At 34.2% G+C, this 22,576-nt stretch carries 20 protein-coding genes; 11 read left to right on the top strand and 9 right to left on the bottom strand.

Annotation, left to right across the window (positions count from 1 at the left end):
- Positions 1-31 precede the first annotated feature (31 nt).
- The 3 genes from FQU21_RS12795 (at position 32) to FQU21_RS12785 (ending at position 4,117) form a co-directional block, all read left to right on the top strand.
- Positions 32-1,588 carry a peptide MFS transporter gene (locus tag FQU21_RS12795; protein ID WP_147678401.1) on the top strand — a complete coding sequence of 519 codons (1,557 nt, stop codon included), beginning with the start codon at positions 32-34 and terminating at the stop codon, positions 1,586-1,588.
- A gap of 63 nt (positions 1,589-1,651) precedes the next feature.
- Positions 1,652-3,427, top strand: coding sequence for a peptide MFS transporter (locus tag FQU21_RS12790; protein ID WP_147678400.1), 1,776 nt, complete (start codon positions 1,652-1,654; stop codon positions 3,425-3,427).
- Positions 3,428-3,568: 141 nt separating this feature from the next.
- Positions 3,569-4,117 carry a thioredoxin family protein gene (locus FQU21_RS12785; RefSeq protein ID WP_147678399.1) on the top strand — a complete coding sequence of 183 codons (549 nt, stop codon included), beginning with the start codon at positions 3,569-3,571 and terminating at the stop codon, positions 4,115-4,117.
- 18 nt (positions 4,118-4,135) lie between these two features.
- Here the strand turns inward: FQU21_RS12785 and FQU21_RS12780 are convergent, their stop codons facing one another.
- The 5 genes from FQU21_RS12780 to surE all read right to left on the bottom strand — a co-directional run bounded on the left by FQU21_RS12780 (position 4,136) and on the right by surE (position 9,158).
- Complete coding sequence (locus FQU21_RS12780; RefSeq protein ID WP_147678398.1) at positions 4,136-6,175, bottom strand: ComEC/Rec2 family competence protein; 2,040 nt, start codon at positions 6,173-6,175, stop codon at positions 4,136-4,138.
- 182 nt (positions 6,176-6,357) lie between these two features.
- Positions 6,358-6,945, bottom strand: a complete 588-nt coding sequence (locus FQU21_RS12775) for a C40 family peptidase (protein WP_147678397.1) — start codon at positions 6,943-6,945, stop codon at positions 6,358-6,360.
- Position 6,946: 1 nt separating this feature from the next.
- On the bottom strand, positions 6,947-8,059 hold the full coding sequence (lpxB, locus tag FQU21_RS12770; protein WP_147678396.1) for a lipid-A-disaccharide synthase: 1,113 nt from the start codon (positions 8,057-8,059) through the stop codon (positions 6,947-6,949).
- 43 nt (positions 8,060-8,102) lie between these two features.
- On the bottom strand, positions 8,103-8,384 hold the full coding sequence (locus tag FQU21_RS12765; RefSeq protein WP_147678395.1) for a hypothetical protein: 282 nt from the start codon (positions 8,382-8,384) through the stop codon (positions 8,103-8,105).
- The gene (gene surE / locus FQU21_RS12760) at positions 8,385-9,158 is read right to left on the bottom strand and encodes a 5'/3'-nucleotidase SurE (RefSeq protein WP_147678394.1); all 774 of its coding nucleotides are present in this window, start codon (positions 9,156-9,158) and stop codon (positions 8,385-8,387) included.
- Between the two features lie 176 nt (positions 9,159-9,334).
- Here surE and FQU21_RS12755 point away from each other — a divergent pair, with 176 nt between their 5' ends.
- Together FQU21_RS12755 and FQU21_RS12750 are read left to right on the top strand one after the other, a co-directional pair.
- Positions 9,335-11,479, top strand: a complete 2,145-nt coding sequence (locus FQU21_RS12755; protein ID WP_147678520.1) for a carboxy terminal-processing peptidase — start codon at positions 9,335-9,337, stop codon at positions 11,477-11,479.
- Between the two features lie 8 nt (positions 11,480-11,487).
- The gene (locus FQU21_RS12750) at positions 11,488-12,582 is read left to right on the top strand and encodes an ABC transporter permease (protein ID WP_147678393.1); all 1,095 of its coding nucleotides are present in this window, start codon (positions 11,488-11,490) and stop codon (positions 12,580-12,582) included.
- A 35-nt stretch (positions 12,583-12,617) separates the two neighbouring features.
- Here the strand turns inward: FQU21_RS12750 and FQU21_RS12745 are convergent, their stop codons facing one another.
- From FQU21_RS12745 to FQU21_RS12730, 4 genes are read right to left on the bottom strand one after another with little or no spacing between them, the layout of a single operon-like run.
- Positions 12,618-13,802 carry a TlpA family protein disulfide reductase gene (locus FQU21_RS12745; protein WP_147678392.1) on the bottom strand — a complete coding sequence of 395 codons (1,185 nt, stop codon included), beginning with the start codon at positions 13,800-13,802 and terminating at the stop codon, positions 12,618-12,620.
- 23 nt (positions 13,803-13,825) lie between these two features.
- Positions 13,826-14,212, bottom strand: coding sequence for an SMU1112c/YaeR family gloxylase I-like metalloprotein (gene gloA2, locus FQU21_RS12740; protein ID WP_147678391.1), 387 nt, complete (start codon positions 14,210-14,212; stop codon positions 13,826-13,828).
- A 25-nt stretch (positions 14,213-14,237) separates the two neighbouring features.
- The gene (yihA, locus tag FQU21_RS12735; protein WP_147678390.1) at positions 14,238-14,849 is read right to left on the bottom strand and encodes a ribosome biogenesis GTP-binding protein YihA/YsxC; all 612 of its coding nucleotides are present in this window, start codon (positions 14,847-14,849) and stop codon (positions 14,238-14,240) included.
- A gap of 47 nt (positions 14,850-14,896) precedes the next feature.
- The gene (locus FQU21_RS12730) at positions 14,897-15,661 is read right to left on the bottom strand and encodes an alpha/beta fold hydrolase (protein WP_147678389.1); all 765 of its coding nucleotides are present in this window, start codon (positions 15,659-15,661) and stop codon (positions 14,897-14,899) included.
- Between the two features lie 297 nt (positions 15,662-15,958).
- On the opposite strand from FQU21_RS12730, the gene mraZ reads away from it, so the two are divergent.
- From mraZ to mraY, 6 genes are all read left to right on the top strand, one after another.
- Positions 15,959-16,429 (top strand): division/cell wall cluster transcriptional repressor MraZ, encoded by a 471-nt coding sequence (gene mraZ / locus FQU21_RS12725; protein WP_147678388.1) that lies wholly within the window; start codon positions 15,959-15,961, stop codon positions 16,427-16,429.
- A complete protein-coding gene (gene rsmH / locus FQU21_RS12720) occupies positions 16,416-17,312 on the top strand; it encodes a 16S rRNA (cytosine(1402)-N(4))-methyltransferase RsmH (RefSeq protein WP_147678387.1) in 897 nt (298 codons plus the stop codon). The genes mraZ and rsmH overlap by 14 nt, the downstream gene beginning before the upstream one ends.
- A gap of 129 nt (positions 17,313-17,441) precedes the next feature.
- Complete coding sequence (locus FQU21_RS12715; protein ID WP_147678386.1) at positions 17,442-17,762, top strand: FtsL-like putative cell division protein; 321 nt, start codon at positions 17,442-17,444, stop codon at positions 17,760-17,762.
- A gap of 61 nt (positions 17,763-17,823) precedes the next feature.
- Positions 17,824-19,779, top strand: coding sequence for a penicillin-binding protein (locus FQU21_RS12710; RefSeq protein WP_147678519.1), 1,956 nt, complete (start codon positions 17,824-17,826; stop codon positions 19,777-19,779).
- Complete coding sequence (locus FQU21_RS12705; RefSeq protein ID WP_147678385.1) at positions 19,776-21,239, top strand: UDP-N-acetylmuramoyl-L-alanyl-D-glutamate--2,6-diaminopimelate ligase; 1,464 nt, start codon at positions 19,776-19,778, stop codon at positions 21,237-21,239. Before FQU21_RS12710 ends, FQU21_RS12705 begins: the two co-directional genes overlap by 4 nt.
- Before the next feature lie 83 nt (positions 21,240-21,322).
- Entirely contained in the window at positions 21,323-22,564 is a 1,242-nt protein-coding gene (mraY, locus tag FQU21_RS12700) for a phospho-N-acetylmuramoyl-pentapeptide-transferase (RefSeq protein ID WP_147678384.1), read from the top strand.
- Positions 22,565-22,576 lie beyond the last annotated feature (12 nt).

The raw sequence follows: 22,576 nt of genomic DNA, 5'->3' as shown, positions 1-22,576 counted from the left end.
TAAAAAAGTATTACTAATTAACAACAAATTTATGGCAGCTAAGGCATTGCAAGCACATCAAAAAGAATTATTTGGACAACCCATTGGTTTATATATTCTGTTTTTAACAGAAATGTGGGAACGTTTTTCATACTATGGCATGCGTGCCTTATTGGTTTTATACATGACAGCTTCAACTTTAGGAGATGATCCTAGAGGAATAGGATTGGGCTGGACAAGTAAAGAGGCTTTAGCGCTTTATGGGTGGTACACGATGCTGGTTTACGTGATGTCTATACCTGGTGGTATGATTGCTGATAAATTAATAGGACAGAAAAAAGCCGTTTTGTATGGTGCTATCATTCTGTGCTTAGGTCACGCTGTTTTGGTGCTTACCGATATTTGGGCATTTTATACAGGTTTAGGCTTAGTAATTTTAGGTGTTGGACTCCTAAAACCTAATATCTCTACTATGGTTGGTGGTTTGTATAAAACTGGTGATATTAGGCGAGATAAAGGGTTTAGTATTTTCTACATAGGTATTAACTTAGGATCGCTTTTAGCCACTATGATTGTTGGAGGGGTAGTTGCAAAATGGGGCTGGCACGCTGGTTTTGGTTTGGCTGGTGTAGTTATGGTTCTTGGTTTAGTAAATTATATTGGAGGCCAAAAGTATTTAGTTCAAGTAGGAAATTTTGTAGAGTCTGCTAAAGATGAAAATGAAGTTTCTTATGCTAAATTATATGGCAAACTAATTAGTTCTCCAACGCAACTATTGTTTACAGGTATTTTATTTGCAGCTTCTTTAATAGGTTGGTATTTTATGGGGTGGGCTTATGGCCTACTTTTTATGTTTTTAACGGCAATTTCGGCATTATTGATGATGATCTACAAAGGGCTAGATACCCAAGTTTACAAAGATCGTTTTGTGGTGCTACTCTTATCATTTATTATGGTTATAATCTTTTGGGGTGCTTTCGAGCAGGCCGGAGGATTAATAAATTTATATACCGATACTAAAACTAATCGTGTATTGTTTGGGTGGGAAATTCCAACCGTAATGTTTCAAAGCTTAAATGCTGGCTTTATAATTCTTTTTGCAACTTTTATTGCTGGTATTTGGGCTAAACGTAAACTGAAAGGCAAGGAAGCTTCGTCTATATTTAAAATGGCAACGGGAATTATTATTATGGGCTTAGGCTTCTTGTTTATGGTTTTTGCTGCCTTAGAGTTTGAAAGATCTGGAACCTCGAGTATGATTTGGTTAGTTTTAGCTTATTTGTTTCATACTATTGGAGAGTTATGTATTTCTCCTGTAGCATTGTCGTTTATTACAAAATTAGCACCTATGAAATATGCTTCTTTAATGATGGGGGTTTACTTTGCTGCTACTGGATTAGGAAACAAAGTAGCAGGTGTTATTGGAGAATCTGCTAGTGAGTTCGGTGAATTATATATTTTCTCCGGAATAGTCATTTTTACAGTAATCATCGGTATATTATTTGTAATGATTTTAAAGCCATTAAAGCGATTAACTCATGGCGCAGAGGATAATGAAGTTGAAATGCATACCGATGAGACCGAAGGTTTTGAATTAGCCGATAATTAAAAAAATGAAACCCTCCTTAACCGAGGGTTTTCTTCATTATAATCATTAATTAATTATTCTTTTATGAATACAGATATTGAAAACCTATTTAAAGACAAGGTTTTAGGGCATCCAACAGGTTTATTTGTCTTGTTTTTTACTGAGATGTGGGAGCGTTTTTCCTTTTATGGTATGCGCGTTTTGCTTGTTAATTTTTTAACTTTTTCTGTTATAGGTAGTAACCCAGGGTGGGGATGGTCTGCTGAAAATGCAGGCGCTCTATTTGGTACTTACGCTATGTTATTATACATAACTCCTATTATAGGAGGGATTGTTGCAGATAAATTAACAGGCTACAGATTAGCTGTTATTATTGGGTCTATTATTATGGCATTAGGTCATGCTTCAATGGCTATAGAAACAGAGTTTTCTTTATACTTAGGTCTTGGTCTATTAGTTGTTGGTACCGGTTTTTTTAAGCCAAATATTACCTCTATAATTTCTGAAATGTATAAAGAAAATCCAGAAAAAAAAGATGGCGCCTACACTATTTTTTATATGGGGGTTAATGCAGGCGCTTTTTTTGGTATGATGCTTTGTGGTTATCTCGCTGAAAAAGTTGGTTGGGCTTATGGGTTTGGATTGGCCGGAATTTTTATGCTACTGGGTACATTGCAGTTTACTTTTTCAGGAAATCTTTTTGGGAAAATAGGCGAGAAGCCTGCGGAGGTTTATGAAGTTGAAGATGTTCCTGATGGTGATGATCATATTGCAGAAATAAAAGAGAGAGAGATTGTTGAAAAACCAAATCCGTTTACACTTCTTGACAAAATTTTAATTGTTATATGTTCTGTTATAGGGTTGGGATACGCTATTAATGATCCTTTGTCTAAAATAGGATCTATAGATATGTTTTCTGCTTTTAAAATAGGAACTTTCGATGGACAATATGTCGCTATTTTAATCGCACTAGGACTGTTTTTGTTTTTAGTTATAGGACGTGTTTTAAGGTATACAGCAGTGGTAAGAGACCGTATGCTCGCCTTCATTATTTTTGCGTTTTTTACAGTGTTTTTTTGGTTGTCTTTCGAACAAGGAGCATCATCATTAGTATTGTTTGCTCGTGATAATGTAGACCGAGTTTTGGTTGGAAATTCAGCGATGGTGTTTAATATAATTAATGCTTTATTAACGGTAGTGCCCTTATGTATTATTTCTTATGTGCTATTCGATTTATGGAGGAAAACATATAATAAAATCCCTTATTCTAATATTGTATTGGTAATCTGTTTTTTATTGATGTGGTCTATTGTTGGCTGGATGCTTATAAGAGAGTTTTCTTCAGAGGTTTCAGAAATTACAGTATCATGGTTTAGTGTTTTAAATTCGTTTTTTATTATAGTATTTGCGTCCTTGTTTTCTAAATGGTGGGAGAGCAACTACAATCCATCGGCTGCTGCAAAATATGCTTTAGGTTTAATCATTATGGCTATTGGTTTTGGGTTGTTAGCATTTGGAGCTTTTGGAATTGAAGCTGGAGTAAAGGTTAGTATGGTTTGGCTAATTTTGGCTTATTTATTCCATACTTTAGGAGAATTATGTTTATCCCCAGTAGGACTTTCTTATGTTAGTAAATTAGTGCCAGCAAGAATGATTGCGCTTATGTTTGGAATGTGGTATTTAGCAATCGCTATAGGTAATAAATTAGCAGCGGTTATTGGCGGCCAAATTGAAAATATTACAAAGGAATATAGTTTATCTGTTTTTTTCCTAATATTTACTATTGTACCTGTTGTTGCTGGGTTAGTTATTTTAGGGCTTAACCCGCTACTTAAAAGACTTATGCACGGTGTACGATAACAAAATAAAATGTTAAAATATATATGAACGTTCCTTTTTTATAAACGTTTTTTGTAAGTTCGGTACGGCTTTTGCTACTTTTATGTCAAATTAAAAGTTTCAAATCCGAGAAGGGAAGCTTAATAAATTAAAATAATTGCAATGAAAAAAATGACAATGGCGTTTTTGTTAACGCTTATAACAACGGCTTACGCAAGCGCGCAAGAAATTAAATGGTTAACACTTGAAGAGGCGATAGCGCTTCAAAAAGAAACACCTAAAAAAATTATGATGGATATTTATACCAACTGGTGTGGCCCATGTAAAATGTTGGATAAAAACACCTTTCAAAATAAAGAAGTTGCGGCCTACGTTAACGAAAATTATTATGCCGTAAAATTAAACGGCGAAGGGAATGATGTTGTAAAATATAAAGATAAATCGTACGGGAATCCTAATTACGATCCTTCTAAAGCGAACAGCAGAAATTCACCACACGAATTAGCGCGTTATTTTCAAATAAATGCTTACCCAACCGTGATGTTTTTTGATGAAGAAGCAGAAGTAATTACGCCTCTAAGAGGTTATCAAACACCAACCCAATTGGAATTGTATTTAAAAATGTTTAAAAACGACGATCATAAAAATATTAAAACGCAAGATGAATTCAATGCGTATTATGAAGCTTTTAAACCTGAGTTTCAAGGATAGAAAATCTTCTTCGGTTTTTTAATATTCAATTACAAAAGCTCCCTTTTCATTCGTATTATGAAAAGGGAGTTTTCGTTTTTTACAAATACGCTTCCATTGTTCAGCATACGATTTGTAATTACTACCATCGGCAATAATGTGTTTTGGGTGAATGGAATCTATTAATCTATTCAAATTTATTTTTGGGGATTGACGGAGCAATACATAATCGGGCTTAAAAGATTTGATGTTGTAAGTATTCAAGCTATCTACTATCAAAAGTGTTTGGTTTTTCAACATATATACTGATTGTAAATTGGTTTTTTCAACGGTATTAATAAAATTTCCAACAGTATAATTTTTTATAATTGAAGTTTTTAAGAAGGAAAGACTATCTAAATCATGCGCTACTTTTAAGGTGTTTTTAGTTGAAAATCCAATGATACTATATCGACTTTTATGAAACACAATAAATGAGTTGGAAGGTTTACTGTATTTATTATAAATTATGGCGCATTGAAAACTAATAATAGCAAAAAGCACCCATTTTAAATTTTTGTAGTTCCAGTGTTTAAAGATTTTTATTAATGATAAAATGAATAAATAGGCTGCAAAAACATGCCAAATACTGAAAGGGATATCATTAAAAATTAAGTAGTCCTGTTTTGAAATAAAATTCATAATATCATTCATTCCACTAATGATACCTCCGAAAATATCGGCTAAAAATTGCGGTAATATATGTGCTGAAGTTGTTAAAATAAAGGCTATTCCGAAACCTAAAATAATTCCAAGAAAAGGAACAATAATTAAATTGGATAATAAAAATAATCCTGAAAATTGATGAAAGTAATAGAGCAGAAGAGGTGTTATGCCTACTTGTGCCGCAACGCTAATCGTTATGGTGTGCCAGCCAATATTTATTAGCTTATTTTTGGGTTGCCATAATTTGTAAAGTTTCGGGTCGATACCAACAATAGCAAAAACAGCCAAATAACTTAACTGAAAACCAACATCAAAAAGGTATAGCGGTTTAAATAATAGAATAAGGAAAATAGAAATCGCTAAAGTATTGTAAGTATTGCTTGGTCGTTTTAAATTAAGCGCAAAAGCCACAATACTAAACATAATTACCGCACGAGTTACCGATGCTGAAAGTCCAGCGATTATAGCAAAACTCCACAGAATCGTTAATATCAAAATAGTTTTTAGAGTTTTGCCATATTTCAATCGTTCTATTGGTTTTAGAATGTGACCTAGTAAAATAAAAATAACACCAATATGAAGTCCCGAAATCGCTAAAATATGTAAAGCACCAGCGTTTTTGTAATCATTATAAACATCTTCGCTAAGGTTTTGTCTCTGACCAAGAAATAGGGCGTTAATTACAGCTAGTTCATCGGGTTCAAAATGATAAGTTTTTAATTTCGAATTGATAAATACTCGAATAGCGTTGGCATATCCAAATACCGTGTGGGTGTTGTTATTAATTGGAAATAATTCCGAATGGTTTAAGTGTATTTGATGATAAATGTATTTCTTTTCTAAATAGGCTTTATAATTAAACTGGTGTGGGTTTAAAGGATATCCTAAGTTTTCAAAACCAGTTTTTGTTATAAAAACGGCATCAACTTTTAAAGGTAATTGTAAACTGTCTTTTTTAATGTTTAAAATAGATTTTCCAACAGTTTGCGTTTCGTTAATGTGTAAAACATCAATGACATATTTATCATAATAATTACTCGATTTTAAAACATCACGAATTCTAAAAGTAATGGTGTTTATGGCGTCTTCCTTATTTGAAATGTATTGTGTAAAGTGCGAGGAAAAATGCTTTTCATTATGAGAGTTTACTGTTAAAATACCAATAAATATCATGAGTAAAAAGGCCAAAGCACCAAACCAAATCGTTTTTAGTATTTGTTTTCTGGCAATAAAATAAGCAATGCCTAGTAAAAGGAATAGAGCTCCAGAAAAATATAAAGTTGTAAGTAATGGAATAGAAAAGAAATACCCAATTAGAATCCCTAGAACAAGGCAAACGGTTAGTTTAATTATGGTAAAATTGAGCAATTTCATAATTAAACTAAGATATAAAATATCTTACAAAATTCGATGTGTTTTGTAAAATGCTTTATTTGAGCGTGTTTCGTTAATTTGTTTTTTTTTAGAATAGATATGTTGTCATTTTGAACGAAGAGAGAAATTACATAAAACGAGATATCTATTATTCAAAAACTAATATTTTAATAGCGTTAATATTACAGAATCCGGCGTGCTTCATAAAAAGCTTTATTCCAGTAGCTTTCGTTAATCCAGGAGGTTGTTACGCCTTTACTACTCGTGGCATGTATAAATTCGATATCGTTATTTTTAATAGAAACAATGAGTCCAACATGATTAATTGAATTTCTGCGGTTTCCAGTTTTAAAAAATAATAAATCGCCTTTATGTACTTCTTTTAGTGGAATTTTATCGCCATGTTTAGCCATATCTCTTGAAATTCTTGGTAGATTAATATCATAAGCTCTAAACGATTCGTAAATTAAACCAGAACAATCCATACCCGATTTTGTGGTGCCTCCCCACTTGTAGCGCACGCCAATAAAATCTTCAGCATAATCAATAATATGTTCGGCTTTAGATTTAGGAGCCGAGGTTTTTTTTATAGCCGTATTAGGTGTCCATTTTTTTTCTTCGGAAGAAATAGCAACTTGTTCCTTTTTTTCAATATCCGATTTTTTAGTAATAATTTTATAAGATGTTTTCGTATTTCGTTTTGCTCGTTTTGATGATTTACAGCTACTAAAACTGATGAGGATAACAAGTATAAAAATAATTTTTTTCATCTTAATCTTTTAGGGCGCTGTAAATTAGTTGTGCTGTTTTTTCACTGGCACCTTTTCCGCCTAATTTTTTCTCCAATTCGTAGTATTCTAAAAAGAGTTTTTTACGAGCATCTCCATCTAAAATATGTTCTAATTCTTTTTTAAGGCGTTTTTTGTTAAAATCACTTTGAATAAGTTCGGTAACCACTTCGCGATCCATGACTAAATTAACTAACGAAATATATTTTAAAGTAATAATACGTTTTGCTATTTGATATGAAATATTACTGCCTTTATAGCACACCACTTGTGGTACTTTGAATAAAGCAGTTTCTAGAGTGGCTGTTCCCGAAGTAACCAACGCAGCCGTGGCCATACTCAATAAATCGTAAGTTTTATTATCGATAAATTTTGCGTTGGTAGATTTTATAAAACTTTGGTAAAAGCTATAATCCTGACTTGGCGCACCTGCAATTACAAATTGATACGCTTTAAAATCGTCAACCAAACTAAGCATTACCGATAGCATTTTGGTAATTTCCTGCTTTCGGCTTCCGGGTAGCAAAGCAATAATAGGTTTATCGCCCAGTTGATGTGTTGCTCTAAATGTTTTTTCGCTTACTTGCTCACGGTTAGCAATGGCATCAATAAGTGGATGCCCAACAAAATGGACTTTATAATCGTGTTTTTTGTAAAAATCTTCAACAAAAGGAAGAATAACATACATGGCATCTATGTCGTGTTTTATCTTTTTAACTCGACTTGCCCGTGATGCCCAAACCTGTGGTGAAATATAATAATGGGTTTTAAAATTGGCTGCTTTTGCCCATTTTGCAATGCGTAAATTAAAGCCAGAATTATCAATAAAAATTACAACATCGGGTTTAAAATCTGCAATATCTTCTTTACAAAAGTTTATGAATTTGGATATCTTCCGAAGATTCATAATAACTTCAATAAAGCCCATAAAAGCACGTTCTTTATAGTGTGTAACCAAGGTGCCACCAACAGCTTGCATAAGATCGCCACCCCAAAATCTAATATCGGCTTGGGCGTCTTCTTTTAACAGCGCTTTCATAAGGTTCGAACCGTGTAAATCACCCGATGCTTCGCCTGCTATTATATAATATTTCATGTTTTCTGTTGTTTAGCGGTGGTTTATTCTAATTGATAAAAACTTAAAACAATTTAAAAAGAAAAGTGGATACGGCAATTAAAACGGTGATTAATAATACCCCTCTAGCACGATAATCTTCTTTTCTTTTAATAAAAACAAAAAAGCTAATTAGGTTTAAAATAGCACCTAAACTAATTAATTTTCCTAAAAAGCCTTCTTCGGCGGCAGCCTTAATAACCGTTGTAAAATCGTCGCCGTTACCAAGTAAAGTTGCAATTAAAATTAAGCCAATGGCATTTGCAATAATTCCAACGAGTATGCCTATAAAAATATCTTTTTTCATTTATTTTAAATTCCAAATATTAAGTTCTTGTATAAAGTGGTGCGCGGTTAAATCGAATTGCACCGGAACTACCGAAATGTAATGGTTTTCTAAGGCCCATTCATCGGTGTCTTCACCCTTATCTAGGTTTACAAATTTACCCGAAAGCCAGTAATAATCTTTGCCCTGTGGATTTTGTCGTTTATCGAAAGATTCTACCCAATTAGATTTTGCTTGTCGGCAAATTTTAATACCTTTTATGTTATCGCTTTTTACATTTGGAATATTGACATTTAAAACAACGCCTTGTGGTAAGCCCGATTTTAACACGTTTTTTGCAATCGTTTTTATATAAGGCTTAGCGGCTTCAAAATTGGCACTCCAATTATAATCGAGTAATGAAAAACCAATAGACGGAATGCCTTCAATACCAGCTTCAATAGCGGCGCTCATGGTTCCCGAATAGATCACATTAATGGCAGAATTTGAGCCATGATTTATTCCAGAAACACATAAATCTGGTGTTCTTGGCAGTAATTCTCGAATGGCAATTTTTACACAATCGGCAGGCGTACCAGAGCAACTAAATTCTTTTTGAGGCCCGTTATCTATGGTTACGTTTTGGGCAAAAAGCATGGCATCTAAAGTTATAGCGTGCCCCATACCACTTTGTGGGCTATCTGGGGCAACAACAAAAACATCGCCTAAGCTTGTCATAACTTCAATTAGTGCCCGAATTCCTGGAGCGGTAATTCCGTCGTCATTTGTAATTAAAATAAGCGGTTTCTTTGTCATATTTATTATTAAATCATCATACAAAAATACATAAATTACGCAGGATACTTGTTATTTCTTCTGTTTAACAAAAAATTATCAGCGAAAACAGATTGTTGGCATAGTTTTTTATCTATTTTAGTAAAATGATATAAAATTCCTTAAAGAGTTTTTAAAAATAGAAGATGAAGAATATTATGAAAAAGAATTTCAAAGTACTATCGTTGCTAATGGTTTTGGCTTTTGCATCGTGTAGTTTTACTTCTAAGAAGTTCAGTAATCCTGATAAGGATAAAAAATTAATTGAGTTAATTACTTTCGTTATTGAAAACGGTCATTTTGACCCTATTGATTTTGATGACGCCTTTTCGGAAGAATTATTTTCCGATTATTTAGAAATTGTAGATCCCGTGAAGCGGTACTTTTATGCTTCGGATTATAAAGAGTTTTCAAAGTATAAAACGAGTTTAGATGACCAATTAAAAAATGTAGATATTTCATTTTTTAATTTAGTGCACCAACGCGTTTTAGAACGTATTGAGGAAGTGAAAGAGATATATCGCGATATATTGGCAAAGCCTTTCGATTATACCATAGATGAAGATTTAGATACCAATTACGAGTATACCGAATTTGTAAAAAATAAACGAGAAATGAAGGATCGTTGGAGAAAACAATTAAAATTTTCGACGCTTTCTAATTATGACGATATTTATGAAGAAGAAAAACGTGCTAAAGAAAAAGATCCTGAGTACGTTATGAAAACCGATGAGGTTATTGAAAAAGAAGCTCGTGAGGCGACTTTAAAATCTTTAGATATTTATTTTAATGATAGTGTTGATGATTTAAATCGTGACGATTGGTTTGCTGTTTATCTTAATACAATAGTTGAAGAATTTGATCCACACACCTATTATTTGGCTCCTAGAGGAAAAGAAGATTTCGATCAGCGTATGTCGGGAAAACTCGAAGGTATTGGAGCGAGACTTCAAAAACGAATGGATTACATTAAAATAGTGGAGTTAATTTCTGGAGGCCCAGCTTGGAAAAGTAAACTTTTGGAAGTTGAAGATGTTATTTTAAAAGTAAAACAAGAGGATGAAGATGTTGCGGTAGATATTGTTGGTATGCGCATTGGCGATGCTATTAAATATATAAAAGGCCCTAAAGGAACTAAAGTAACTTTAACCATTAAACGTATGGATGGTACCATTAAAGATGTTACCATTACTAGAGATGTTGTTGAGTTAATGGAAACTTATGCTAAATCGTCCATTGTTGAAAAAGATGGTTTGCGTTTTGGAGTTATAGATCTTCCTTCGTTTTATGTAGATTTTAAAGATTATAAAAATATAAATGCCGCTAAAGATGTTAAAAACGAAATTATTCGTCTTAAAAAAGATGGTATCGATGGTTTAGTTCTAGATTTACGTAATAATGGTGGCGGATCGTTGCCAACCGTTGTAGATATGGCTGGGTTGTTTGTAAAAGAAGGACCTGTAGTACAAGTCCGTGGAACGGGACAAGAAAAAGAAGTTTTAAGAGATACTGATAAATCTATTTCTTGGGATGGTCCTATGGTTGTTTTGGTTAACGAAATTTCGGCATCGGCATCAGAGATAATGGCAGCTGCAATGCAAGATTATAAACGCGCAATTATTATTGGAGGTAAACAAACTTACGGAAAAGGTACAGTACAAAATGTTATAGATCTTAATAATGTTTTGCGTAATAATTCTGGAGGCGATTTAGGTGCTATAGCACTTACTACCAAAAAGTATTATAGAATAAACGGCGGTTCTGTTCAATTAGAAGGGGTTAAAAGTGATGTGGAAGTTCCAGGTAGATTTAGTTATATTGAGGTTGGCGAAAAGGATAAAGACAATCCTTTACCTTACGATGAAATAGATGCGGCCAATTACACGCCATGGACAAGTTATTATGACTATAATGCTATTGTTGCTAAAAGTAAAGCTCGAATGGCAAATAATGAACAATTAAAACTTATTGATGAGAATGCTAAATGGGTGAAAACTAAGATGGATAATACCAAGTTTTCGTTGAATTTTGAAAAATATAAAGCAGAACTTGATAAGAATGAAGAAGAGGCTAAACGATTTGATGCCATTTCAGATTATAAAACAAATCTAACCTTCGATTCAACAAGTTATGAAAAATCACTTTTTGAAAATGATACCACCGATTTAAAAGAAAAACGTATTCGTTGGCACGAAAGTTTAAGTCAGGATGTATATGTAGAAGAAGCTTTAAATGTGTTAGAAGATTTAAATGGGGTTTCTTTAGATAAGGTGGCTGCTACACAACAGCAAGCAAAAGAATAGACAATAATATGAGTTTAAAATCTAGCTCACTAAAACAACTAGCACTCCAAAAGTTTAAAAAGAATTTTTGGGGTGTTTTTAGTTTGTGTTTTATTGGTTTTGTGGGTTTAGTTTCTGTTTTTGCTTATGTGTTTGCTCCCGATAATTCACAATATGCTAATCAAATGCATTTGGCTATTCATTCTAAACGGCCAGGGTATTCTGTAAATATGTTAACACTACCGTCTGCACTGGAAACAAATCAAAATCTGTTTGATAAATTGTTGTTTGGAAGAAAAAATACGGATACCGAGATTCCTATTTCAGAATATTATATAGATAAAGAAACTTTGACTTATACAGAATATGCTTCCGATGGGTTAGAAGGCGTTAAAAAAACAATCCCTTTAAGTCGGTTTCCAAATGGTGATGCTTCTCAATTTATAAAAGAAAAAACCTTTCTTTTTGGTACCGATAAATATGGACGTGATTTATTAAGTCGGGTGCTTGTTGGTGCGCGAATTTCTTTTTTTATTGGGTTTGTAGCCGTTTTTATTTCATTGGTTATTGGTGTTTTTATGGGAAGTATTGCAGGTTATTTTGGCGGAAAAGTAGATGCTGTTATCATGTGGATTATAAATGTTACTTGGTCTATTCCTACTTTATTATTAGTGATAGCGATTACTTTAGCCTTAGGTAAAGGGTTTTGGCAAGTGTTTATTGCGGTAGGCTTAACCATGTGGGTTGAGGTGGCGCGTGTGGTGCGCGGACAAATAATTAGCACCAAAGAAATGCAATATGTTACTGCTGCCAGAGCTTTAGGTTTTAGTGATTATAGAATAATAACAAAACATATATTACCAAATATTATGGCGCCTGTAATCGTGATTTCTGCGGCCAATTTTGCAGCCGCTATTTTAATAGAAAGCGGATTGAGTTTTTTAGGTATTGGAGCGCAACCTCCAATGGCGAGTTGGGGAGCCATGATTAAAGATCATTATAATTATATTATTTTAGGGAAGCCTTATTTGGCTTTAATTCCAGGGCTTTGTATTATGAGCTTGGTAATGGCTTTTATGCTTGTTGGTAATGCCTTACGTGATGCTTTGGATGTTAAAGGCTAATTGTTTTATTGGGTTAATTTCTTTTTAATCGTCTGTTATTTTATGTAGTTTTTTACCCAATTTATTAAATCTTCTCTATGTATATTTTTAGCAATAACGACTCCTTTATCGTTAAGGATAAAGTTTGCAGGAATGGTTTGTACACGTATGCTTTTTAAAAACGGGGCATCATCACCTTGTAAGTCCGATATTTGAATCCAACGATTGGCTCCATCGTGTTCTGCGGCAGCCAACCATGTTGCTCTATTGCTTTCTAAGGCATAAGCAATAACTTGTAATCCTTTGTTGTGGTATGTATCCCAAAGCGGAACTAAAACGTCCCTATTTTCTTTTCTGCACGGTGCACACCAAGAAGCCCATAAGTCTATAATGGTGAGTTTGCTGCCAAGCTGGTTTTTAATGGAAATACTGTCGTTATTTATAGTTGGTAACGTAATGTTAGGGAATTCGTCGCCTATTAAAACTGGTAAATTTTCTGGTTTGCTTAGTTTACATAGTTGTTGTACCCACGGGTGGTTTGGTGTTTTTTTAGTCCATGTATTGCATTGGTTTACTAAAAATTCGGGTACACGTTCGTAATCATTTACAGGGCTTACCCATCTTGTAGCAACTAAGGCCGGTAGAAGATGTGGTGTGTTGTTGGCAAAATGTATTAGCGCTGTTTGGTATTGTAACATAGAATGTTCTTTGTCCAATAATTGGTCGCCATCTTTTAAGTCCCAATGTTTTCCCGAAAGATGGGTTTGGTAGGCTTTTTGGCTAATAGTTTTTAAATCTAGTAATGCTCTATTAATTTCGGAAGGATTTTCAATAGAAAAATGATTTTGAAAATCACTTAAAGTTGATGTAATTTTTATAGGCTTGCCTGGTTCCCAAACAATCGGCATAAAGTTGGATTTAGCAGGATTGTCCGTTTGTAAATAATTAGCATGCTTGTCGGGTTGCTGTAGGGCTAATTCAAATAAGACAGGTGTTTTTGCTTTTGGAAGATTATTAAATTCAAAGCCTCCATCAGGCTGTACTGTTGCTGAATCTATTACTTTTCCTAAATAGGAAGCCGATACATCTCGAAGTTTTTCAGGTTGAATTAAATAAATTTTTAGGTTTTTATTTTTTACATTTTCTAATTTTCCTGAGATGTCCGAAGGCGTCTCACAAGCAATTAGAGTAAAGCTAATTATGATGATTTTAAAGATGTTTTTTGTAAAGGAAGTTTTCATTTTCACATAGTTTTACTGTGCTTTCATAATTCGTACAACTCTATAGGTAAATTGTCCGGGTCTGTAAAAAAGGTGAATCTTTTGTTTGTGAATTCGTCAACTCTAATCGGTTCTGGGTTAATCTTATTTGCTTTTAAAAATATAACCCAATCGTTAATATTATCAACACCAAAAGCTATGTGTCGTAAACCAGTAGCTTCAGGTTTGGTAACTCTATTTGGTGGTTTAGGAAAGGAAAATAACTCGATTAAATAGTCTTCATTAAGCGAGAGATCTAGCTTGTACGATTGTCTCGCTGCTCTGTAAATTTCTTGTTTAATAGTGAAACCCAGAATCTCAGTGTAAAATTTTTTAGATTTTTCATAGTCTGAGCAGATTATAGCAATATGATGGAGTTTGCTAATTTTCATATTTAACTATTTTGTTAGAAAATTACTAATGCGTGTCCAATTGCATATTTTCATTCAACTCATTAATATATTCTAAAACGTCGTCTTTACCAATGTCTTTAGATGAAGAGGTGATGAAATAATTTGGCATTTCTTCCCAAGTTTCAAGTAGAATGTTTTTATAGGCTTCCACGTGATTTTCAATCGCTTTGGGTCTAAGCTTGTCGGCTTTAGTAAAAATAATAGAAAAAGGAATGCCGTTTTCGCCTAGCCATACCATAAAATCCGAATCTACTGGTTGGGGCGTATGTCGAATATCAACTAAAACAAAGGCGGTAACAAGTTGTTCGCGCTGTTGGAAGTAATTGGTGATAAATTTTTGAAATACTTTTTTAGAGCTTTTTGAAACGCGTGCATAGCCGTAGCCAGGTAAATCGACTAAATGCCAGTTTTTATTAATTAAAAAATGATTAATAAGCTGTGTTTTCCCTGGTCGTCCAGAGGTTTTAGCTAAGCTTTTTCGGCTGGTGAGCATATTAATTAAAGACGATTTTCCAACGTTACTTCTCCCTATAAAAGCGTATTCTGGCAATCTGCTTTTTGGACATTTTTCAACTTCGGAATTGCTCATTACAAATTCGGCCGATTTAATATGCATCTGTTCTAAGGTGTTTAAAGTTGAGCGTTTTTATAATAGAATGATTGCTAGAATTGTCTTTTTTCTAGCCAAGAATCTAAGATTTTGTTGAATTCATCTGGGTGTTCCATCATGGCAGCGTGTCCACATTTGTCAATCCAGTGTAGCTCTGAATCTGGTAAAAGTTCATTAAATTCTTCAGCAACTTCTGGAGGTGTTACGGTGTCATTTTTACCCCAAATAATACAGGTAGGTGTATTTATGGTAGGTAAATCTTTCGCCATATTATGTCGAATAGCGCTTTTTGCTATCGCTAAGGTTTTTATTAGTTTGTTTCGGTTGTTTACGGTTTCGTAAACCTCGTCTACAATCTCTTTTGTAGCTATTTCAGGATCGTAAAAAACATCTTGTGCTTTCTTTTTAATTACTTCATAATCACTACGTTTAGGGTAGCTGCCTCCCATAGCGTTTTCATAAAGTCCAGAACTCCCTGTGATTATTAAAGCTTTTATAGTTTCTGGGTACATTTTGGTATGGTATAAGCCAATATGGCCACCAAGTGAATTCCCTAAAAGTATAACTTCATTAAAACCTTTATAAATTATAAAATCATTTAGGTATTTTGCGAAGCTTTTTACATTTGTTTTTAGTAGGGACATGGTGTAAATAGGTAATTCTGGAATAAGTATTTTGTACCCTTTTTTACTAAAAAAATTAGTAACAGCGTCAAAATTACTCAGTCCTCCCATTAATCCATGTAGCACAATAATAGGTGTGCCTTCTCCGACTTCAATATAGTTGAAGTTTCCTTCCTTTTTTAAACGATGCGTCATTAATCAATTTATCATTGCATTGAAAACAAATATAGTTATTTCGTTGAAATATCAAAGGGTTTACACTCTGCTCAATTATAATATTGTTTTACAATTTTGTTCTAGTTGCAAAATTAAGAATTTAAAAGAGGATAATAACATCAAAAAAGGGGAATTACCTACGTGTTTTTGCTTGTTAAATCGATAGATGAATGCGTTTGAACAAAAACTTGTTAACAAAGTGGTATAAAGTGGTAAAATGTGGTAATATTTTCAATATCTTTGAATCTTAAACGTTTAAACCATAGCTAAATACTAGTGAGCTTAATTACAGGAACATACGATTGTAAGGTTGATGCCAAAGGCAGACTTATGATGCCGGCTGCTATAAAAAAGCAGTTATCAACGGTGTTGGACGATGGTTTTGTGCTGCGAAGATCGGTTTTTCAAAAGTGTTTGGAGTTATATCCTATGGCAGAATGGCAAGCGTTAATGCAGAAAATGAATAAACTTAATAAGTTTAAAAAAAAGAACAACGATTTTATTCGAAGGTTTACTGCGGGAGCAAAAATTATTGAAATTGATGTTAATGGGAGACTATTAGTGCCGAAAGATTTAACGGTTTTTGCTAATATTTCCAAAAATATTGTAGTGGCTTCGGCTATCAATATAATTGAAATTTGGGATAAAGATTTATATGAACAAGCCATTGACGATGCGGCGTTAGATTTTGCAGATTTAGCCGAGGAAGTTATGGGGCAAGATGATGAAGACTATGGAATATCATAATCCGGTACTGTTAAAAGAAACGGTAGATGGTTTAAATATAAAACCAGACGGCGTTTACGTGGATGTTACTTTTGGTGGTGGCGGACACAGTAAAGAAATTTTAAAACGACTTGGTGAAAACGGAAAATTATTCGCTTTCGATCAAGATTTGGACGCTCTTGAAAATACTATTGACGATGCTCGATTTACATTAATAAATGAGAATTTTAGATTTATAAAACGGTTTTTACGATTTCACGGTGTGAAAAAAGTAGACGGTATTTTGGCAGATTTTGGTGTATCGTCCCATCAATTTGATGTAGCTGAACGTGGTTTCTCTACCCGTTTTGAGGCCGATTTAGATATGCGTATGAATCAGGAAAAAGCATTGTCTGCATTTCATGTGGTTAATGAGTATGAGGAAGAGCAACTTAAAGATGTGTTTTTGCAGTATGGAGAGTTGCGTGCAGCGCCAGCTATGGCAAGGTTAATTGTTGAACATAGGGAAAATGAGCAAATTGTTACAAGTGAGCAATTAAAAATGGTTTTGCGGAAATTTTTACCACCAAGACACGAGAATAAAGTTTTGGCGCAAATATATCAAGCTATTAGAATTGAGGTGAATCAAGAAATTGAGGCTTTAAAAGAATTTTTGTCTCAAACACCAGAGATTTTAAATGAAAATGGACGGTTGAGTTTTATATCGTACCATTCTTTAGAGGATAGATTAGTAAAACGTTTTATTAGAAACGGTTTGTTTGAAGGTGAGCCAGAGCGTGATATGTTTGGGAATTTTGAAGTCCCGCTTAAAAAGGTTGGAAGGTTAATTGTTCCTTCTGCTGAGGAGATTAAGTTAAATAATAGGGCGCGAAGTGCAAAGTTAAGAATTGCAACGAAGGCTTAATTTAAAGGAATAGAAAATAGGAATTAGTATATAAGATACAGCGTTTGTTTAGATGAAGAATCCGTGTCTTAGTTAAAATAGGAGCGGTTTTCTGGTTTTTAGAGAGTTGTGTTTATGTTTAAAATGGGGATGAAAAATAGTATATACGACATATTAAAAGGAACGTTTTTGGTAAGCGACGATTCATTTAAAAATTGGCGCATGATTTTGTTTATTTCCGCTTTAGCGATTATCATGATTGCGAGTTCGCATAGTGCTGATAAAAAGGTGTATGAAATATCGAGACTTAATAATGAAGTAAAAGAAATGCGTTCGGCATTTGTGGACGGACGTTCTAAATTACAACGGTTAAAAATGGAATCGACCGTGTTAGAAAAAATGAAGGAAAAAGGGCTGGCAACATCAACAACGCCAGCGAAAAAAATAAAAGTAAAATCTCAAAAAGACTAATAATACATTGGCAGTAAACGAGAAAGGCATATTAAACAGGTTATATTTTATAGCGGGATGCATGTTTGTGTTCGGCTTTGCTGTGCTGTTTAAATTGTTTAGTATTCAGTATTTGCAAGGTGATAAGTATCGAGCGCTTGTTGAGAAACGCGACGTTCAAAATATTACTATTCCTGCTAATCGTGGTAATGTGTATTCCGATAAAGGTGGGTTGTTGGCAACTTCAATTCCAAAATATAATATTGCTATAGATGCGGTGGTGTCGCCAACAAAAAAGTTTGAAGAATTTGTAGGGCCTTTAGCTGATTCACTTTCAAAATATTCAGGTAAATCGGCGTCGTATTATGAAAAAGCGATTCGAAAAGCGCGTGCTAATAAAAATCAATATTTGCTGTTGGCAAAAAATATTAATTATACCGATTATGTGCGTTTTAGAGGGTTTCCGCTATTAAAATTAGGGGCAATTCCTGGTGGATTAATTGTAAGTCAGAACACGAAAAGGGAATTCCCAATGGGGGCTATTGCGCAGCGTTCTATTGGTTATGAGCGTTTTGATGAAGATGGCAATGTAACGCGTGCCGGAATCGACGGTGCTTTTGGGGTAAAGTATTTACGTGGTACCGATGGGAAGCGTTTAAAGCAAAAAATTGGAAAAAATAAATGGAAACCACTTACAGATTATAACCAAGTGGAGCCAAAAGATGGTTATGATGTTTATACCACTATAGATGTAAATATTCAAGATATCGCTCATCATTCATTATTGGGGCAGTTGGAGTATTACGAAGCTGAACATGGTTGTGTTGTGGTTATGGATGTTAAAACAGGGGAGATTAAGGCTATTTCCAATTTAGGAAAAACTAAAAGTGGCGAATATTACGAGAAAAGAAATTACGCGGTTTGGGAATCGCACGAGCCAGGCTCCACATTTAAAGTTATGGCGTTAATGGCGGCTTTGGAAGATCGAGTGATTGATACGTCTACGGTTATTGATACCAAACGTGGAAGTAAGCGTTTTTACGGTAGAACCATAAGTGATTCTCATGGTCATGGGGAAATTTCGGCAGCTCGTGCTTTGGAAGTGTCTTCTAATATTGGTTTAGCTACCATCATTGATGAAAATTATTCTAAAAACCCAGAGAAGTTTATAGATAGATTAAAAAGTTGGGGTTTAAATAAGCCGTTAGGGGTGTCTATTATGGGGGAAGGTAATCCTGTAATTCCTGAGCCTGGCGATAAAATTTGGAGTAGAAATGCTTTGCCTTCTATGGCTTACGGATATAATTTACGAATTACACCGCTACAAACCTTAACGTTTTATAATGCCATTGCAAATAATGGTGAAATGGTAAAACCGCGTTTCATTAAAGCGGTTAAAGAGTTTGATAAAGAGATTGAGGTTTTTGAAAAGGAAGTGATTAATAAAAAGATTTGTTCGGATAAAACCCTTGGAGAAATTCAGGAAATCATGAAAAATATTGTGGTTCGTGGTACGGGTAGAAAACTCTATTCGCCAAATTTTTCTATGGCAGGAAAAACAGGAACGGCAAGAACAGAATATGGTAATTATGAAGAATGGCGGAAAGATAGAAAGTATATTTCTTCTTTTGCTGGTTACTTTCCAGCTGAAAATCCAAAGTATTCTTGCATCGTTGTTATTCATAAACCAAGTACCAAAAAAGGGTTTTATGGTGCCGATGTTACGGGGCCCGTTTTTAAACGTATTGCTCAAAAAATATTTACCGATACCCCTTTAATTGATGAAGTCAATTCATTAGATGTAAAAGTGGCTTCGGTGCAAGAGGAGTATAATAACTTTTATGAAACCACAAAAACCTATAAAACCATTATGCCAAATGTTGTGGGCTTACCTGCTATGGATGCTTTAGCGCTTTTGGAAAATATGGATGTAAAAATTAAGGTGAAACTTAATGGGAATGGTATTGTAAAAGCGCAATCGGTTAATAAAAGTACCAAGTTAAAAGATAATCAAATCGTGACATTAAAAGCATCATGAGTGCATTAAAAGACATATTATATAAGGTAACCTTAAATGCTGTTGTGGGAAATACGAGTATGGATGTGAATAACATTCATTTCGATTCTCGTAGCATTGTTAAAGGTGATGTTTTTGTGGCTATCCGTGGCAGTGTTGTGGATGGACATGATTATATAGATGTTGCTATTAAAAATGGTGCCATGGCTATTGTTTGTGAGGCCACTCCTGAAAATATAGTGGCTGGGATTACTTATGTTGAAGTTGATAATTCGAGTAAAGCCATGGCAATTATGGCATCGAATTTTTATGGTGTGCCGTCCGAGAATTTAAAGCTTGTTGGTGTAACTGGAACTAATGGGAAAACCACGGTTGCTAGTTTGTTATTTCAGTTATTTAAAAACGCAGGGTATAAGGTAGGTTTGCTTTCAACTGTGAAAATATTGGTAGATACTGTGGAGTATAAAGCTACGCATACCACGCCAGATTCTTTAACCATCAATAAGTATTTAAGTGAAATGAATGCTGCTGGTGTTGAGTTTTGTTTTATGGAAGTAAGCTCTCATGGTATTCATCAATTTAGAACGGAAGGGTTGCATTTTGAAGGTGGTATTTTTACCAACTTATCGCACGATCATTTAGATTATCACAACACATTTGCGGAGTATCGCGATGTTAAAAAACGTTTTTTCGATGGCTTACCGTTAACCGCGTTTGCTTTGGTGAATACCGATGATAAAAATGGAGCGATTATGCTTCAGAATACAAAAGCTAAAAAATACACGTATGCTTTAAAAGGGTATGCCGATTATAAAGCGCAAATTCTAGAAAACAGATTAAGTGGTTTATTGCTTAAGGTTAATGACAACGAAGTTTGGACACGATTAATTGGGGCTTTCAATGCTTATAATGTGTTAGCTATTTACGCTACAGCGGAATTGTTAGGGCTAGAAAAAGTAGAAATTCTTCGGTTAATTAGCGATTTGAAAAGCGTTAGCGGACGTTTTCAGTATTTTATTTCAGATGAAAAAATAACGGCTATTGTCGATTATGCACACACACCCGATGCATTGAAAAATGTATTAGAAACCATAAATAGTATCCGTACTAAAAATGAAGAACTCATTACGATTGTAGGTTGTGGTGGAGATCGCGATAAAACCAAGCGACCTAAAATGGGGCATATTGCTACGGCCTTAAGTACCAAAGTAATTTTTACGAGTGATAACCCGCGAAGTGAAGAGCCACAAGCTATTTTAGACGCCATTGAAAAAGGGGTAGAGCCTCAAAATTTTAAAAAGGCCTTAACCATTTCAGATAGAAAACAAGCGATTAAAGCGGCTTGCCAAATGGCGCAACCTAACGATATTATTTTAATTGCAGGAAAAGGGCACGAGGATTATCAGGAAATTAAAGGCGAGCGTTTTCATTTCGATGATTACGAAACCGTTCAAGAATTATTAAAGCAATTACAGAAGTGAGTTTTTGAAAGAAAGAGAAAACAGAGAAAAGCATATAGAAAATAGAGATAACCATAAATTAATAACAAGAAAGAAATAACCGAATGCTGTATTACTTATTTGAATATTTAGAAAAGCAGTTCCAGCTTCCTGGGGCATCACTCTTTGGGTTTTTAACCTTTAGAGCTGCATTGGCAATGATATTTGCTTTGCTATTCTCTACAATTTATGGTAAAAAAATAATTAGCTTTTTGGCTAAAAAACAAATGGGTGAAACCATTCGTGATTTAGGTTTAGAAGGCCAAAAAGAAAAAGCAGGAACACCGACGATGGGTGGTATTATTATCATTTTAGCAACGTTACTTCCTGTGTTGTTGTTAGCGAGATTGGATAATATCTATATCATTTTATTGATTGTTACCACGGTTTGGATGGGTATTATCGGATTTATAGACGATTATTTAAAGAAGTTTAAAAACGATAAAGATGGCTTAAAAGGGCGTTTTAAAATATTAGGTCAAGTAGGGTTAGGGATTATTGTTGGAAGTACCTTGTATTTTCATCAAGGTGTTACTATTAAGGAGAAATTACCTGTAGAACAGCAACGTGTGCTTTTAGCCGAAAACCCTAATATAGCGCCAACGAAGTTGTTTCAGAAAGAAATAAAATCGACCACAACAACAATTCCGTTTGTTAAAGGCAATGAGTTTGATTATGCCGATTTAGTCACTTGGATAAGTCCGTCGTTAGCAAAATATTCATGGATTATTTTTATAATCGCCGTTATTTTTATTATAACTGCCGTGTCTAATGGCGCAAATCTTACCGATGGTATTGATGGTCTGGCGGCAGGAACCTCGGCTATTATTGTATTCACTCTGGGGATATTTGCTTATGTATCTGGACATATCGTGTTTTCGGATTTCTTGAATATTATGTATATCCCGCGTATCGAAGAAATTACTATTTATATCGCTGCGTTTGTTGGAGCTTTAGTTGGTTTTCTTTGGTATAACACCTATCCGGCTCAAGTTTTTATGGGCGATACGGGCAGTTTAACTATTGGTGGTATTATAGCGGTAATTGCAATTGCAGTGCGTAAAGAATGGTTAATTCCTGTGCTTTGTGGCATCTTTTTAGCCGAAAATTTATCGGTAGTCATGCAGGTAAGTTGGTTTAAATATACGAAGAAGAAATATGGTGAAGGCCGTCGCATTTTCAAAATGTCGCCGTTGCATCATCATTATCAAAAATCGGGATATCACGAAAGTAAAATTGTAACACGATTTTGGATTGTTGGTATTTTGCTGGCTATTCTGTCGATTGTAACATTAAAAATAAGATAACAAAAGGTATTA

Source organism: Algibacter pacificus (assembly GCF_008033385.1).
GTDB lineage: Bacteria > Bacteroidota > Bacteroidia > Flavobacteriales > Flavobacteriaceae > Algibacter > Algibacter pacificus.
This window is presented reverse-complemented; position numbering and strand designations above follow the sequence as displayed.